Genomic DNA, 14,668 nt, shown 5'->3' with positions numbered 1-14,668 from the left:
TTTACTTGTGAATATTTACCGAGGATAAATTATGTCTATTCGAGAAACTACTGTGATTAAAACTCCAGAGACAAAAGTATGGACTGATGCAGAGTTTATGGCGTTACCTGACGATGGTAATCGTTACGAATTGGTCAAGGGAGAGTTAACTAATATGGGGAATTCTGGGGCTTTACACGGTTATATTGCCATTATTTTAAGTGCTGCTTTATTCGCTTTAGTAACATCTCGAAAACTAGGGGTATTATTGGACTCCAGCACTGCTTTTACTATGAAAAATGGCAATAAACGTTCTCCCGATATAGCTTTTTTTGCCAAGGAACGTCTGCAAGGATTGGAAGAATTGCCGACGGGTTTTTTAGAAGGTGGGCCAGATTTAGTGGTAGAAATTCTCTCTCCAGGGAATACAGTGGCAGAAATCGAGGACAAAATTGCCGAATATTTTGCCAATGGGACTCGTTTGCTCTGGGTTATCAGTCCAGGTCAACACTATGTTTTAGTTTATCGTTGCGGGTACGAACCGCAGGGATTATTAACATCAGGAGATTTTTTGGAGGGGGAAGATGTGGTTCCGGGGTTCACTTTTCCCGTGGCCGATTTGTTTCAAAAACTATCTTTTTGACTCTTTCTTCTCAACAAATCGGCTAATAAATCGGCACTGTCACTAATAGCTAGATGGGAAGCTTGTTGAGCCATGGCGGCCAATTTTTCGGGATTAGACCATAAATCGAGGACTAATTCGCCTAAAAACTGAGCAGTTAACTCATTTTGACGATAAAGATAAGCGGCTTGAGCTTCAGCGAAAACTTTGGCATTATAAAACTGATGGTCTTCGGCAGCAAAAGGATAGGGAATTAAAATCGAAGGCGTACAAGTGATCGCTAATTCTGTTAAAGTGCCGGCACCGGAGCGACTGATAGCCAGATTAGCTCTTTGCCATAATCCCGCCATATTGTCGTAAAAAGGCCGGGAAAAATAGTTAGAATGGCGCAAACTATCCGCTTCGGGGTCGTTTTCTCCCGTGAGATGCACGATATAAATACCTTTTTCTAACCATTGGGGAGCGCTTTGCCGGACAAGCTGATTAAGAGCCACGGCCCCTTGAGAACCACCGGCAACGACAATTAAAAAAGCATCCTCTGGAATCGGTAAATCTAGGGACTGGGGAATGAGAAACTGCTCCCGTACTGGTGTACTAACCCAAGTGCTGCGAGTGCCGGGTAAATAGCTGGCGGTTCCCTGAAAACCGAGGGCAACCGTATCGCACCAGCGACCGAGAACTTTCGTGACTTTGCCCGGTATGTAGTTAGATTCGTGTAGGATGACGGGAATATTGGCTAAACGAGCCGCTAAAATGGTCGGGCCTGCGATATAACCCCCGGTGGTAAAAACTGCCGCTATCTGACGTTTTTTGATTAAACTACGCACTTGCCAAATGGCCCACAGTTGACGCAGCAGAATCTTGAGAGTTTTTAACCCCAAACGGGTTTGAAACCCCTCAATGGGAATAGTGTGCAGGGGATAGGTTTTTGGAACTAAGGACTGTTCCAGACGGTCTGGAACTCCTAACCATTCAATCTCATAATCTGGCAAGCGCTTGGCGACGGCCAAGGCGGGAAATAAATGACCACCAGTACCACTAGCGGCAATCAATAGACGGGTTGGAGTGCGTGCCATAATTCGAGAGAGGGTAAATTCAGCCCTAGAATGAAATAATCTACCATAGTTATTGATCAATCCTTACACAAACTATCACTAATGCGTAACTTGAACACGATTCCCGATAAATTTTTTCGTCAATCCCTCAATTTTTCCCTGTCGTTGCTGTTAGGTTTGGGGTTAACTTTCACCCTTGCCACCAGTCTGCGGGCCGAAAAGCCGGAAACTGCCCCGGCTAATTTAAAAACCCTTATCTCCAAAATTGAAACGGCCGCTAATGAGCGAGATCTCAAGCAATTAATGGAGTTTTATAGTCCGAAATTTACCAACTCCGATGGCTTGACCTACGAAAAAACTAAAAAGGCTTTAACTCATTTTTGGGAACGTTATAACAATCTAGAATACACCACAACCCTCGAATCTTGGAGTCGTTCCGGGGACAAGTTAACGGCCAATACAATTACTAAAATTACTGGGACAGGAAAGGTGCAGGGACGAGTGGTGGGAATGAATGCTACGATTCGTTCTCGTCAACAATTTCAAGGGAATAAACTGGTTTATCAGGAGATTTTAAGCGAAAGAGTCGAGTTAAGCACTGGCAAAAATCCCCCCAGTATTCAAGTGAGAATTCCGGAAAGGGTGAAAGTGGGTCAAGAATTTGATTTTGATGTGATTGTTCGCGAACCTTTAGGGGATGATTTATTGGCCGGAGCGGCGATCGATGAGAAAGTAGATATTGAGCGCTATATTAATACAAAGCCTCTAGAATTGGAATTATTACAGTCCGGCGGTTTATTTAAGCGGGTAACGGCCCCAGCAACACCGGAAAATCGCTGGTTATCGGCGATTTTAATCCAAGGCGATGGGATTGTTGTCGTTAGTCAACGGGTTAAGGTAGAAAAGTAATTTTTATCTGGGGTTTGCGGCAAAAAGCTTGTTGGTGGGGTGTGGGGTGTGGGGTGTGGGGTTTTATTCCCCCCGTTCACTCCAATGGCTGGCACTTTCAGGCAATTTAATCCTTATTTTTGCCGTTTTTGAACCCTCAAAAATTAATTGGGTGCGGCTCTTTTAGAAAGACGTATGGCAAGTCAAACAAGCATCGCTGTGTGTCTTGAAGTAGTAGAACAACAAGCTTTAATCACAGTGGTGAGCAACGGAACACCATCTTGATAAGCTGTTCGTAATTTAAATTGCTTGTTGAGACGAGGCAAGAGCCAAAAGGCAAAAGGCAAAAGGCAACAGTAAAGGGCTTGGGGGAGGTTCGGCTAATCTAAGAATAAGCGGGTTAAATGCGTTTTAGCTTACAAAGCCCGATGATGCCGTTGATGCTCTTGCTGTCAATGAAAGTGCCAATAATCAGGCTAAGGGACTTGCGTGGGAATAATATCCCAGCCAGAAAATCGCTCTGTAGAAGAATCAGACCAGCCAGATGGCACATGATCAAAGCGCAAGTCCCTTAGCTGCGGAGGCTCTCGAAGGCTCTCCCCCTACTTAGGGTTTGCTGAAAAAGCTTTTCCTAGGGGCAGGGTGTGGGGTGTGGGGTGTGGGGTGTGGGGTTTTACCGATTTTGAGGTAGTCAGTTACCTAATTTTCAGGGAAAAAGTCCTGGAATTTTCCCCCCGATCCCCGCAACGGCTGGCACTTTTTGAGGGAAAAAAAGTCTAAAAGTCTTATCCAACAAAGTTTTTAGATTTATTCAGCAAGCCCTACTTAGAGTGATCAGCAAACCTGATCGATCGCAGGGCGCAGGTTCCTTGCGCCCCTACAGTAACGGATTTTGTCCACAATGTAGGGGCGAACTGCGTTCGCCCAAAAGCTACATTATCAAAGCGCAAGTCCCATAACTCTCGTGCTTCTGTGAAACATCCGCCTTCTTCTCTGCTTACCTCTGACCTTTCTGTTCTTGCTCTCCTAAACTCTCGTGCTTCGTTGATTTTTGATCAGGATACCATCTTTTTAAAAGAGCCGCACCCATTCAAGTTTAAGCAGAGATTGTCGCCGTCTAACGCACCCTACATTTTACTCTGCTTGACAACCCATCTCCTGAACGATTATGAGCAAACTGAGTTCTGCCTGAAGACACTACTCTTCTGTTGCTTCAATCTTAGCAGCTTCTCTTACTTGCTCGTAATATTTTGCTCTAAGAACCTCCAATTCTTCTTGATATTTAACCCTTGGAATTTTATCTTCTAGGATAACTAACTCAGCATCAACAACAAAGTAAAGTCCAGCTTTACGTTTTACTCCAACCTCTTTCCCCGCTGATTGAGTCGCTACCGCGCCAGCACCAGTAACCCCTATACCTATAGCCATAATGTTTTTCCAAAAAGAGTCACCAATGTTGACGACCCCTAAAATGCTAGTTATTGCAGTTAAAGTCAAGCCAGATACCGTTAGGCCTACTTTCCAGCCTTGATTAATATTTTTCCTGTTGATAATCGTACCTGTTCTAAAAGTGTTAACTTGAGTCACCAACTTTTTCTTTTCTTCTTCGGATGCTAATACGATTTGTCCTTCGTTAGAGACAGGTTCTACAGAGATAGGCTCCATTGAACCAAGTATTGGCTCGTTGTTCGGATCAGGGGACGGTGTGATTTCAGGTGGCATAATTTAGTTACCAAAATTTCCTAAGCATCTAAGCATCGGGAGCATCTCATTTATGCAAGTGAGTAATTATACTTGTCCCTAAAACTGGTTTCTGGCAAGGCTTTTAAAATAGCTTGACATAAAACCTGATTTAGGGGTTACAAAGGTGAGATGCTCCCTAAGCATTAAGCATCTTACTCAATATTTTTTCATGTGTTAAGATCATCTTCACCAAAATCAATCGTAACCGTTCAGTAGTAGTAGGGTGCGCCCTTCGATAGTAACGCACCAAATTAAATTAATGATAGGTGTGGTGCGTTACGACGGATTGTTAGATTCAAGTTTAAGCAGAGATTGTCGCCGTCTAACGCACCCTACATTTTACTAAACTGGGATGAGCCACTCTTGAAAAAGGGGACAAATATTAATTATTATTAAAAGTATATTTACTAATTAACCAAAATACCAGTGAAACTAGCTCAAGCTCAGACGATATTAACAGACACTTTAACCGTATTTTGGGGAGAATGGCTAGATTTACGCGCGAGAGTCCTTCAGATCGCCGCCACAGGTTTAGTTTCTCCCCTAATCTATATTATCGGTTTCGGGTTGGGGTTGGGAAGCGCCCTCGATCGCTCGATGAAACCCTCGATCGGCGATTCCTATCTAGAATTTATTTTACCCGGAATGGTGGCCCTGTCCTCAATGGCGATCAGTTTCGGGGGAACCACCTTTTCCATCTGTGGCGATCGCTTATTTAGTAAAACCTTCGAGGAATTATTATTACTTCCCGTCCATCCCCTCTCATTATTTTTAGGCAAAGTTTTCGCGGGAATTTTGCGCGGTGTAATGACTTCTGCATCAGTGATTCTCGTTGCTATCTTATTTACAGGAAAATTTGCCAGTTTTCTCAATCCCCTCTTTTTATTAGTTTTAATCTTAAATTGTGCCGTCTTTGCCGGTTTAGGGGCAATTGTCGGATTGCGAGTTACATCCCTCGAAAGTGTCAGTCTGTATAATAACTTTTTAATCGTGCCGATGTCTTTTTTAGGAGCAACTTTTTTCGATCCCCAAACCTTACCCTGGCCATTAAAAATTATTGTTTATTCCTTGCCCCTCACCTATGCTAGTCTAGGATTAAGAGCCGCAGCCTACGATATCAATCAATTTCCTTGGTTCGCTATCCCTATTTTATTAATCGTCGCTATTCTTCTCTCGATTGTCGGTGCTTATCAATTCTCCCATCAACGGGATTAAATCAGTTATCAGTTATCAGTAATCAGTAATCAGTAATCAGTGATCAGTTAAGTACCCAGGCAAAATTAATCAAACATATCTAACTACCTCTTGCCTTTTGCCTCTTGCCTTTTGCCTATCTTCACTAGGAAATTTATTTTACACGACTACTTATCTCCTGACTCCTATATCCTGACTCCTTTTTCTCTTGAATAAATATATCCTTTTTTATAAACCCTACGATGTATTATGTCAGTTTACTGATGAAAATGGTCGCTCGACTTTAAAAGATTATATTCCCATCCCAAATATCTATTCTGTCGGTCGTTTAGATAGGGACAGTGAGGGATTATTATTACTCACAGATAACGGTCAATTACAGCATCGTTTGGGTCATCGTCAATTTGCTCATCCGCGCACCTATTGGGTACAAGTCGAAAGAATTCCAGACCTAAACGCTTTAGAAAAATTGCGTCAAGGTCTTCCTATTCAGGATTATCGCACTCGACCAGCAATAGTTAATTTACTAGATTTTGAACCAGATTTACCCCCCAGAGAGCCACCGATTCGTTATCGAAAATCTGTTCCCACCGCTTGGTTAGAAATTACCTTAACTGAGGGAAGAAATCGTCAGGTAAGAAGGATGACGGCTGCCGTTGGTTATCCCACTTTAAGATTAATTAGAACAGCCATTACTATTGACAAAAACAATAAATTATGCTTAACAGGATTACAACCCGGTCAATGGCGAGAAGTGACTGAAAAAGAGAGAAAAGCCTTAGAAAAATTGTAGATCAAATTATTGATAAATCAGCCTAAATCTGGCTATTACAAACTGATTATTTATTCCCTCTTTTGCCTTTTGCCTCTTGCCTTTTGCCTCCCCTGATATGTAGCCTATACTCAACGGATTTAGTATCAGCTATCGATGCTCATTTTTAAAAACTTCAAACACCTGCCGGCTGAAATATTTTAACTTATCAGCCACCTTAGGAGAGGGTTGATAATTGCCGACTAATTGCCAATTTTCCACCGTAGATAGTCGCCAAGCGGTTCCTTGATGGTTAAAAGCCTGCATTTCTAAGCCAATCAAACGCTGATGCTGATCCTCGCTATCGAGATGAAAACGAATTTGTACCAGAATACTGCGCCCTTGAATTCTGGGACTCCAACCGGGAAAATGGAAAGCGATATCGATCGAGTCAGGATCCGTTAACTCCCTTGTGTGGGGATCGTTGCGCCAAGGTTTCAGATCTGCCTTTGCATCGGGGAATTGTTGTTTAAACAGGTTGACGAGTGTGGCGATCTTCGCCGTTAATTCTAATCCTTTTGCCTGTTCCGACGCATTCATGCTCACCTCTGATAATTGCTTATAAAGTAACTATTTATACAGTTTAGCCCTGCTTTTTGCGACTATTGGAACAATTATAACGATATTTTCTCGATCGAGTCCAAAATGCCGCACCTGTCAATCAAGATATCTGCTGCCAAAAAGACAAAATCAAAACTAAACTAGAAAATAGGATAATCGACAGGAACAGTATTTTCTATGAATCCCCAAGAGTCTCTATTACAATCGATCGAAAAATTAGGCTATCGGGTTACAGTGGGTGATGTGGCGGCAAAATCGGGTTTAGAGATTAACGCCGCACAACAGGGATTATTAGCTTTAGCGGCGGAAGCGGGGGGACATTTACAGGTAGCAGATACGGGGGAAATTATCTATCTTTTTCCCGAAAATTTTCGCTCGATTCTTTTGAATAAATATTGGCAATTGCAGTTAAAAGCTTTCGCAAGTAAAATCTGGCAAGTAGTTTTTTATGTTATTCGCATTTCCTTTGGCATTGTTTTAATTATTTCGATTTTAATCCTCTTGTTTGCTATTCTGGCGATCCTGATAGCTTCAATGTTTAAAGATAGTGACTCGGATAACAATTCTGGAAATAACAACATTAATATTAACTTCTTTCCCACGGACTTTTTCTGGATTTTTTATCCCGATTTTGGTAATAACTACTACGAAAGAAGAGATCGGGAAGTTAAGGCAGACAAACCCCCTGGTAAGATGAATTTTCTCGAGGCAGTTTTTTCTTTTCTTTTTGGCGATGGCGATCCTAATTTCAATTTAGAGGAGAAACGCTGGCAAATTATCGGTAAAGTAATTCAAAATAATCGTGGCTCGATTATCGCTCCACAAATTGCCCCCTATCTCGATAGTATTACCCCCAGTCAGGAGGAGACAGAAGATTATATACTCCCAGTTTTAACCCGCTTTAATGGGTTGCCGCAAGTGTCCGATCGAGGCGATATTATCTATTATTTTCCCGATCTACAGGTGACAACCAAAGAGAGAAAAGTACAAGCATTGTCACCCTATCTAAAGGAAAAACGCTGGAAGTTTAGCGAAGCAGATAGCGGTCAAATTATCTTAGCTTTAGGTTTAGGGGCGGTTAACTTTATCCTCGCTTTAGTTTTAGGATATTTGCTCAACAGTGATAGTGTCGATTTGAGCGGTTCTCTGGGGTCGATAGTCACAGGGATCTACGGTTTTCTCCTCAGTTATGCCGCTGCTTTTTTGGGGATTCCCCTCGGTCGTTATTTCTTTTTACAGTGGAGAAATGAGCGAGTTAATCAACGCAATCAACAGCGAGAAAAAAGAGCAGATCTATTAGCCCAAAATAATCCTGAATTAGAGCAAAAACTGGCCTACTCTCGTCAATTCGCTGACCAAAAAGTGATTACAGATGCTGATATTAGTTATTCTACGGATCAAGACTATCTCGAACAAGAGATCGAGCGCTCGGATAAAATCGATCGAGAATGGCAAAAACGCTTAGAATCGCCCGATTCCTGACTCCTGACTTGAAAGAGGGTGTGGGGTGTGGGGTGTAGGGTGTAGGGAGATGGGGAAGTGGGGAAATGGGGAAGTGGGGAAATGGGGGAGTGGGGGAGTGGGGGAGTGGGGAGATAGGAGAATTTCAACTAATACCCCAAAACCCTAAAACCCCAACTCCCTAAAACCCCAACTCTCAACTCCTGCCGACCGCCGACCGCCTCCTGAATACTGCCTCCTGAATCCTGAATCCTGACGACCGACTCCTAACCCCAGCAACAAACTTTTTGCCGCAAACCCTAACTTAAACGATCGAGAGTGCGATACTGAATTGCTTCGGCAACGTGGGAACTTTTCAGCATTTCACTATCTCCTAAATCGGCAATGGTGCGGGCAACTTTGAGAATGCGATCCATTGCTCGGGCCGATAAACCCAATTTTCGGATTGCCCCTTCTAAAATATGGCGACTGCTCTGATCAAGAGCGCAAAAACGCCGCAAATGCTCGGAATTCATCTCCGCATTAGAGCGAATCCCAGTATCTTGAAAGCGATCGCTGGCCTTTTGTCTGGCCCTTTCTACCCGTTGCCGCACCTGCTCAGAAGCTTCTCCCCGACTCTCTTGGGTCATTTCTTCCGGTTTCAGGCGATTTACCGTCACTTGTAGGTCAATACGGTCTAAAAGCGGCCCCGATAATTTCGCCCAATATTGTTCCCGTTGTCGCGGTGAACAGCTGCAGGGTTGCACCGAATCGCCGTAATAACCACAGGGACAGGGATTGGTACTGGCCACCAAGGTAAAACGGGCCGGAAAAGCGACAGAAAGACGAGTGCGAGAAATGCTCACATAACCATCCTCTAGGGGTTGCCGGAGATATTCCAAGACACTGCGCTTAAATTCCGTTAATTCGTCCAAAAATAAGATACCACGGTGGGAAAGGGAGATTTCCCCCGGTCGGGGATAAGTGCCACCTCCCACCAGTGCCGCTCCGGAAGCAGAGTGATGGGGACTGCGAAAAGGACGCTCGCGCACCAGGGAACCTCGATCCTTCAGTAATCCGGCGACGGAATGAATCTGGGAGACTTCTAGGGATTCGGCAAAGGTAAGCTGGGGCAGAATACCGGGTAAACGTCGCGCTAACATGGTTTTACCGCTGCCCGGCGGCCCGACAAAAATTAGGTTATGACCCCCAGCTGCGGCAATTTCCAGGGCCCGACGACCAATGGCTTGACCTTTGACATCCTTGAGATCGGGGAGATTTACCTGCGATCGCCCGAATTCCTCGGCAGCGTTAAAAGTCATCGGTGAATAGCGATCGGGTTCATTTAAGAAATTTACCACTTCCGATAGATGACGAAACCCATACACTTGTACGCCTTTGACCACGGCCGCTTCTTTGGCATTATCGGCGGGAACCACTAAACCCTTGATCCCCATTTTTTCGGCGGCAGCAGCAATGGGTAAAACCCCCGCCACGGGACGCAAACTACCATCGAGGGATAATTCGCCTAAAAAGAGAAAATCCCCCAGTAAATCGGCTTCTACCTGTTCGGAGGCTCCTAAAATGCCGATACTAATCGGTAAATCATAAATTGGACCCTCTTTGCGGATATCGGCAGGACTTAAATTGATGACAATTTTGCGGATGGGAAAGGCAAATCCGGCATTTTTTAGGGAAGCTTTTACCCTTTCTTTCGACTCCTGCACGGCGGTATCGGGTAAACCCACCACGGCAATTCCGGGTAATCCCCCCGATACATCCACCTCTACCCCGATTTTAATGGCATCGATGCCGATAATTGCCGCACTCCAAACCCTTGCTAACATTTTGGCTCAAGTAAAAATAAAGTGAGTTCTTAGGAAAATGAAACAGGATGTTAGGCTAGTTTTCCGCATAAAAATGATTTTATCTGGGAATTTACCCTGAAAATCAGCCTATTTCTCGGTATAAACTAGCCAGAAAAGCTGAGAGCTTAATGGTATAGTTGAAAAAAAAAGCAATTTGTCTATGAGCGAGACTATTTTTAGCAAAATTATCCGGAAAGAAATTCCTGCCTCGATCGTCTATGAAGATGATCTGGTTCTCGCTTTTCGAGATGTTAATCCCCAAGCACCCACCCATATCCTCATTATCCCCAAAAAACCGATTCCGAAACTAGAGGAAGCCAGCGAAAGCGATCGAGATTTATTGGGACATTTGTTACTAACTGTTAAAAAGGTGGCCGCCGAAGCTAAATTAAGTCAAGGTTATCGAGTGGTGATCAATAATGGGGAACATGGGGGTCAAACCGTCGATCATCTTCATGTCCATCTCTTAGGCGATCGCCCAATGGCTTGGCCTCCGGGTTAAACTCCTGTTATTTTCCCGTATTTTTGGGCAATTATAGGGCTAGAAGCGTTCTTTTCCGAGTCGGTCTTCTCGATGTTAAACCCATGAATAGGTCTATTTCTACGATCGCATTAGCTAGCACTCTGCTGTTATTTCCCTTCACCCCTACGACTCTCGCTCAATCGGAATGTTTTCTCCAAAGAGCAGATGGACAACACATAGATCTTAGCCGTCTCTGTGGCAGTTCATCCAGAAATAGGAAAAATTCCCCGCAAGTTTATCAGCTACCGATTCAACGCCGGGTTAACGGCATTCCCACGGTGATGGTAGTTTTTAATCACCGTCACTATTATGAAATGCTTTTTGATACAGGTGCTAGTGGTATCGTCCTCACCGATGCCATGGCGAAGGCGATGAAAGTCAAACGGGAAAAGGAAGTACTCGCTCATACCGCCGGCGGTGTCGTTACTGTGTATCTTGGTCGTATTAATTCTGTTAAAGTGGGCCAGGTGGTTTTATCTAATCAGATTGTTGGTATTTCTCCCCAAATGGAAGGATTAGGACTCTTGGGACAAACCTTTTTTGGTTCCTATGATGTCACGATCAAAAAAGATGTGATTGAATTACGTTATCGTTCATAGTCTCATGGGAAAAATTATCGCTTTTCTGACTCTAATCTAAAGTTCCTCGCTGTATTTGTTCCCGTTCGATCGCTTCAAATAGCGCCCGGAAGTTGCCTTCTCCAAAACCTCTAGCGGCATGACGTCGCTCGATTAATTCAAAAAAGAAAGTCGGCTGGGAAAAAATTGGTTTAGTGAAAATTTGCAGTAAAGTTGGCTTTTCCCTGAGGGAATGACTATTTTGTTCAAAATCGATGAGAATTTCCTGTTTTTTAATTTCTAACCATTCCCAATCAGCAATATTAAAATCTTTTTTTTGATAGCTAATTTGCTGATAATAACTGTTGGGAACTGATAGAAATTCTACTTTCCTTTCTTTTAATTTTTGAGTTAATCTTAAAATATTTTCTGTTTTTAAAGCAATGTGTTGAATGCCAGATTTTTGATTAATATCTAAAAATTCTTGAATTTGAGAACTGTTACTATCTGGTTCATTAATTGGTAATTTTAATTCGGTTTCGGGGTGAACAAGTACCTGGGAATAAAGACCAGAACGCTCCGTTTTAATAGTAAAAGTTTGCCTTTTTTTAAAGCCTAGATTTTCCTCATACCAATTGGCTGTTAACTCTAAATTCCCCTGAAAAACATTTAAAACTAAATGATCAATTGCCAGAATATCCTGATTATCTTGTTCCCTACTATCATACTCAATCAGATTAGGATCGGCTAAAATTGGCGTGATTCCCTGCCTTTCAATTAATGTATGTTTGAGATTAGCAATGCTAGAGATTTGACAGCTTTTTATCCTACCCCTAGCCAAAACAGTTTCCTGAATAAAAATGTCCTGTTTAATTCTCCTAGCTAAACTGTCTAAATCCTCCACTTGAAAAGCTACATCCGCCACCCCTTCAGGATATTTACTTAAAAATTCCGCCACGGGACTAAGGGAATTTAAGGGAGAAGATAAGATAAAAATAATCTGTTTAGTTTTATCTTTTTGGATGCCATTGCCGACTATTTCCGTGTGCGTGTGGAGATTAACTGAACTTGCGATCGCATGAAAATCCATCACCCGCACAAACCAATCTCGCCATTTTTTGGCCGATTCTACATAAAAATGAATATGATCAACAAACATAGATAAAGTCAAAAAAGTGGTTGAGTGTTAGTAAGTGGGGAGTGGGGAAATGGGGAAATGGGGGAGTGAGGAGATAGGGTAATTTCAACTAATACCCCAAAACCCCAACTCCCTAAAACCCCAACTCTCAACTCCTGACTCCTGATGACTAAAAAAAGAGATGACTATCGGGTTGAATATTAATTTCCATGGGAACGGCTTGGGGTTCAGCATTCATGGCAAAATAGATAGCATCGGCGGCGGTTTGAGCGGTTAACATTTTATTGCGATCAACTTTTAAGCTCACCTGATCCCAAAAAGGAGTATCGACACCACCAAAATAGAATAAAGTCATTTTAATACCATAGCGTTTTAACTCATCGGCCAAACATTTACTAAAACCGACCACCCCGTATTTAGAAGCACAATAAGCGGCAGCCATAGCCATAGAATGCTTACCTAAAATTCCCACCACATTACAGATATGACCGGCCTTATTTTCCTTCATCACATTAGCCGCAGCCTGACAGGTATAAAAACTCCCCTTCAGATTGAGGTCGAGCATTTTATCTAAATCTTCCGGCGTGATTTTATTGTATTGTTTCATCACACCGGCTCCGGCCGCATTAACCAACACATCCAACCGGCCGTAATGGGAGACAATTTTTTCCATCAAAGTTTCTACCTGAGTCGGATTGGTGATATCCGTCGGCACAATTAAAGAGGGACAAGGCAACTCACTGGCTAAATTAGATAAATTATCGGCATTTCTGGCCACTAATACGAGTTTATGACCATTAACAGCTAGTTTACGCGCTAAAGTGGCACCGATACCCCCCGTAGCACCGACAATCAGGACAACTTTTTCGCTCATAATTATTGATAATTCTTTACAAATCTTATTGTAAACTGTTCCGACTGGAAAATCATCGCTAGTCCCAACCCCTTGATTAAGGGTTAGCCAACTTCTGATAGGATAAACCGTGACAATGTAAAGAAATTTTTATGACTGTACTGACCGAAGGAATCGCGCCCCACGGTGGGCAATTAATTAATCGTATTGCTACCGCTGCCGAAAAAGCCGAATTTCTGGCCCTAGCTGAAAAACTACCGCGAGTTTCCTTAGATGAACGAGCGCTCTCGGATTTAGTTATGATTGCTATTGGTGGTTTCAGTCCCCTCAAAGGCTTTATGGAACAGGACGACTACGAAAAAGTCGTCGATGATATGCGTCTAATCAATGGTTTACCCTGGGCAATTCCCGTGACTCTTTCCGTTAGGGAAGAAGTGGCGGATCCCCTCAAAGAAGGCAACTGGATTCGTTTAGATGACAGCGAAGGCAACTTTGTCGGAGTCCTAGAACTAACCCAAAAATACCGTTACAATAAGGCCCACGAAGCAGTTAACGTCTATCGTACCGACGACCAGAAACATCCCGGGGTAAAAGTCCTCTACGAACAGGGAGAAATTAACCTCGCAGGTCCAATATGGTTACTTCAGCGCGATCCTCATCCTCAGTTTCCCAAATATCAGATCGATCCTCTGCAATCGCGCAAAATGTTCCACGAAAAAGCTTGGAAAACGATTGTCGGTTTCCAAACCCGTAATCCCATCCACCGGGCCCACGAATACATTCAAAAATGCGCCCTAGAAGTGGTAGATGGTTTATTCTTGCATCCCCTTGTCGGCGCTACCAAAAGCGATGATGTGCCGGCCGATGTGCGGATGCGTTGCTATGAGATCATGATGGATAAATACTTCCCCCAAGATCGCGTTATTCTAGCTATCAACCCCTCAGCTATGCGTTACGCCGGCCCCCGGGAAGCAATTTTTCACGCTATTATCCGTAAAAACTACGGTTGTACCCATTTTATCGTCGGTCGTGACCATGCCGGAGTCGGCGACTACTACGGAACCTACGATGCCCAGTATATCTTTGATGAGTTCGAGCCGGGGGAATTGGGAATCGTGCCGATGAAGTTTGAACACGCTTTCTACTGTACCCGCACTTCGGGAATGGCAACCACCAAAACTAGCCCCAGTTTACCGGAAGAAAGAATCCACCTTTCGGGAACCAAAGTCCGGGAACTGCTGCGCAAAGGAGAATTACCACCTCCGGAATTCTCCCGTCCAGAAGTGGCTGCCGAATTAATCCGCGCCATGCAAGGATCTTGACATCCTCGCCGCCCTAAAAGTGCGGCGATTCCTAAACCTCACGATTTAAGTTTCTGCTTCCACCACCGTCGCATACCACAGTTAAAAAACCATGTACTGTCTTACACAGAGTCC

At 43.5% G+C, this 14,668-nt stretch carries 14 protein-coding genes; 8 read left to right on the top strand and 6 right to left on the bottom strand.

The window, feature by feature from the left end; all coding sequences use genetic code 11:
* Positions 1-31: 31 nt before the first annotated feature.
* The gene (locus IM496_RS03515; RefSeq protein WP_194017923.1) at positions 32-622 is read left to right on the top strand and encodes a Uma2 family endonuclease; all 591 of its coding nucleotides are present in this window, start codon (positions 32-34) and stop codon (positions 620-622) included.
* Here the strand turns inward: IM496_RS03515 and murG are convergent.
* Positions 604-1,677: an undecaprenyldiphospho-muramoylpentapeptide beta-N-acetylglucosaminyltransferase gene (murG, locus tag IM496_RS03510; RefSeq protein ID WP_194017921.1), complete on the bottom strand. Its 1,074-nt coding sequence runs from the start codon at positions 1,675-1,677 to the stop codon at positions 604-606. The two genes, IM496_RS03515 and murG, sit on opposite strands and share 19 nt — an antisense overlap.
* 81 nt (positions 1,678-1,758) lie before the next feature.
* Here murG and IM496_RS03505 point away from each other — a divergent pair, with 81 nt between their 5' ends.
* Positions 1,759-2,565, top strand: a complete 807-nt coding sequence (locus IM496_RS03505; RefSeq protein WP_287661249.1) for a DUF8623 domain-containing protein — start codon at positions 1,759-1,761, stop codon at positions 2,563-2,565.
* Positions 2,566-3,741: 1,176 nt separating this feature from the next.
* Here IM496_RS03505 and IM496_RS03500 read toward each other — a convergent pair.
* Positions 3,742-4,266 carry a hypothetical protein gene (locus tag IM496_RS03500; RefSeq protein ID WP_194017071.1) on the bottom strand — a complete coding sequence of 175 codons (525 nt, stop codon included), beginning with the start codon at positions 4,264-4,266 and terminating at the stop codon, positions 3,742-3,744.
* A 447-nt stretch (positions 4,267-4,713) separates the two neighbouring features.
* Between IM496_RS03500 and IM496_RS03495 the strand changes: the two genes are divergently transcribed.
* Positions 4,714-5,502, top strand: coding sequence for an ABC transporter permease (locus IM496_RS03495; RefSeq protein WP_002743851.1), 789 nt, complete (start codon positions 4,714-4,716; stop codon positions 5,500-5,502).
* Between the two features lie 187 nt (positions 5,503-5,689).
* Positions 5,690-6,274 (top strand): pseudouridine synthase, encoded by a 585-nt coding sequence (locus IM496_RS03490; RefSeq protein ID WP_002793040.1) that lies wholly within the window; start codon positions 5,690-5,692, stop codon positions 6,272-6,274.
* Between the two features lie 129 nt (positions 6,275-6,403).
* Here IM496_RS03490 and IM496_RS03485 read toward each other — a convergent pair whose 3' ends face one another.
* A complete protein-coding gene (locus IM496_RS03485; RefSeq protein ID WP_002743840.1) occupies positions 6,404-6,832 on the bottom strand; it encodes a Tery_1686 family protein in 429 nt (142 codons plus the stop codon).
* Between the two features lie 198 nt (positions 6,833-7,030).
* Between IM496_RS03485 and IM496_RS03480 the strand changes: the two genes are divergently transcribed.
* Positions 7,031-8,335: a hypothetical protein gene (locus IM496_RS03480; protein WP_287661248.1), complete on the top strand. Its 1,305-nt coding sequence runs from the start codon at positions 7,031-7,033 to the stop codon at positions 8,333-8,335.
* A gap of 278 nt (positions 8,336-8,613) precedes the next feature.
* Here the strand turns inward: IM496_RS03480 and IM496_RS03475 are convergent, their stop codons facing one another.
* Entirely contained in the window at positions 8,614-10,140 is a 1,527-nt protein-coding gene (locus IM496_RS03475) for a YifB family Mg chelatase-like AAA ATPase (protein WP_287661247.1), read from the bottom strand.
* Positions 10,141-10,321: 181 nt separating this feature from the next.
* Here IM496_RS03475 and IM496_RS03470 point away from each other — a divergent pair, with 181 nt between their 5' ends.
* Both IM496_RS03470 and IM496_RS03465 read left to right on the top strand, forming a co-directional pair.
* A complete protein-coding gene (locus tag IM496_RS03470; RefSeq protein WP_149989075.1) occupies positions 10,322-10,663 on the top strand; it encodes a histidine triad nucleotide-binding protein in 342 nt (113 codons plus the stop codon).
* 83 nt (positions 10,664-10,746) lie between these two features.
* Positions 10,747-11,283, top strand: a complete 537-nt coding sequence (locus tag IM496_RS03465; protein WP_287661246.1) for a retropepsin-like aspartic protease family protein — start codon at positions 10,747-10,749, stop codon at positions 11,281-11,283.
* A 31-nt stretch (positions 11,284-11,314) separates the two neighbouring features.
* Here IM496_RS03465 and hppD read toward each other — a convergent pair whose 3' ends face one another.
* Both hppD and IM496_RS03455 read right to left on the bottom strand, forming a co-directional pair.
* Positions 11,315-12,400 (bottom strand): 4-hydroxyphenylpyruvate dioxygenase, encoded by a 1,086-nt coding sequence (hppD, locus tag IM496_RS03460; protein ID WP_287661245.1) that lies wholly within the window; start codon positions 12,398-12,400, stop codon positions 11,315-11,317.
* 148 nt (positions 12,401-12,548) lie between these two features.
* A complete protein-coding gene (locus IM496_RS03455; protein WP_002743823.1) occupies positions 12,549-13,253 on the bottom strand; it encodes an SDR family oxidoreductase in 705 nt (234 codons plus the stop codon).
* Between the two features lie 131 nt (positions 13,254-13,384).
* On the opposite strand from IM496_RS03455, the gene sat reads away from it, so the two are divergent.
* Complete coding sequence (gene sat, locus IM496_RS03450) at positions 13,385-14,554, top strand: sulfate adenylyltransferase (protein WP_002803711.1); 1,170 nt, start codon at positions 13,385-13,387, stop codon at positions 14,552-14,554.
* Positions 14,555-14,668: the final 114 nt, after the last annotated feature.

This window comes from Microcystis sp. M049S2, from assembly GCF_020245625.1.
Classification (GTDB): Bacteria; Cyanobacteriota; Cyanobacteriia; order Cyanobacteriales; family Microcystaceae; genus Microcystis; species Microcystis ichthyoblabe_A.
Note: the sequence above shows the minus strand (reverse complement) of the source record. Positions and strands in the feature narration are given on the sequence as shown.

Bases quoted from the DNA above. Each gene is read 5' to 3' on its own strand.
- IM496_RS03480 (WP_287661248.1), top strand. From the start codon at position 7,031: ATGAATCCCCAAGAGTCTCTATTACAATCGATCGAAAAATTAGGCTAT.
- IM496_RS03500 (WP_194017071.1), bottom strand. From the start codon at position 4,266: ATGCCACCTGAAATCACACCGTCCCCTGATCCGAACAACGAGCCAATA.
- hppD (WP_287661245.1), bottom strand. From the start codon at position 12,400: ATGTTTGTTGATCATATTCATTTTTATGTAGAATCGGCCAAAAAATGG.
- IM496_RS03505 (WP_287661249.1), top strand. From the start codon at position 1,759: ATGCGTAACTTGAACACGATTCCCGATAAATTTTTTCGTCAATCCCTC.
- IM496_RS03485 (WP_002743840.1), bottom strand. From the start codon at position 6,832: ATGAATGCGTCGGAACAGGCAAAAGGATTAGAATTAACGGCGAAGATC.
- IM496_RS03470 (WP_149989075.1), top strand. From the start codon at position 10,322: ATGAGCGAGACTATTTTTAGCAAAATTATCCGGAAAGAAATTCCTGCC.
- murG (WP_194017921.1), bottom strand. From the start codon at position 1,677: ATGGCACGCACTCCAACCCGTCTATTGATTGCCGCTAGTGGTACTGGT.
- IM496_RS03465 (WP_287661246.1), top strand. From the start codon at position 10,747: ATGAATAGGTCTATTTCTACGATCGCATTAGCTAGCACTCTGCTGTTA.
- sat (WP_002803711.1), top strand. From the start codon at position 13,385: ATGACTGTACTGACCGAAGGAATCGCGCCCCACGGTGGGCAATTAATT.
- IM496_RS03515 (WP_194017923.1), top strand. From the start codon at position 32: ATGTCTATTCGAGAAACTACTGTGATTAAAACTCCAGAGACAAAAGTA.
- IM496_RS03455 (WP_002743823.1), bottom strand. From the start codon at position 13,253: ATGAGCGAAAAAGTTGTCCTGATTGTCGGTGCTACGGGGGGTATCGGT.
- IM496_RS03475 (WP_287661247.1), bottom strand. From the start codon at position 10,140: ATGTTAGCAAGGGTTTGGAGTGCGGCAATTATCGGCATCGATGCCATT.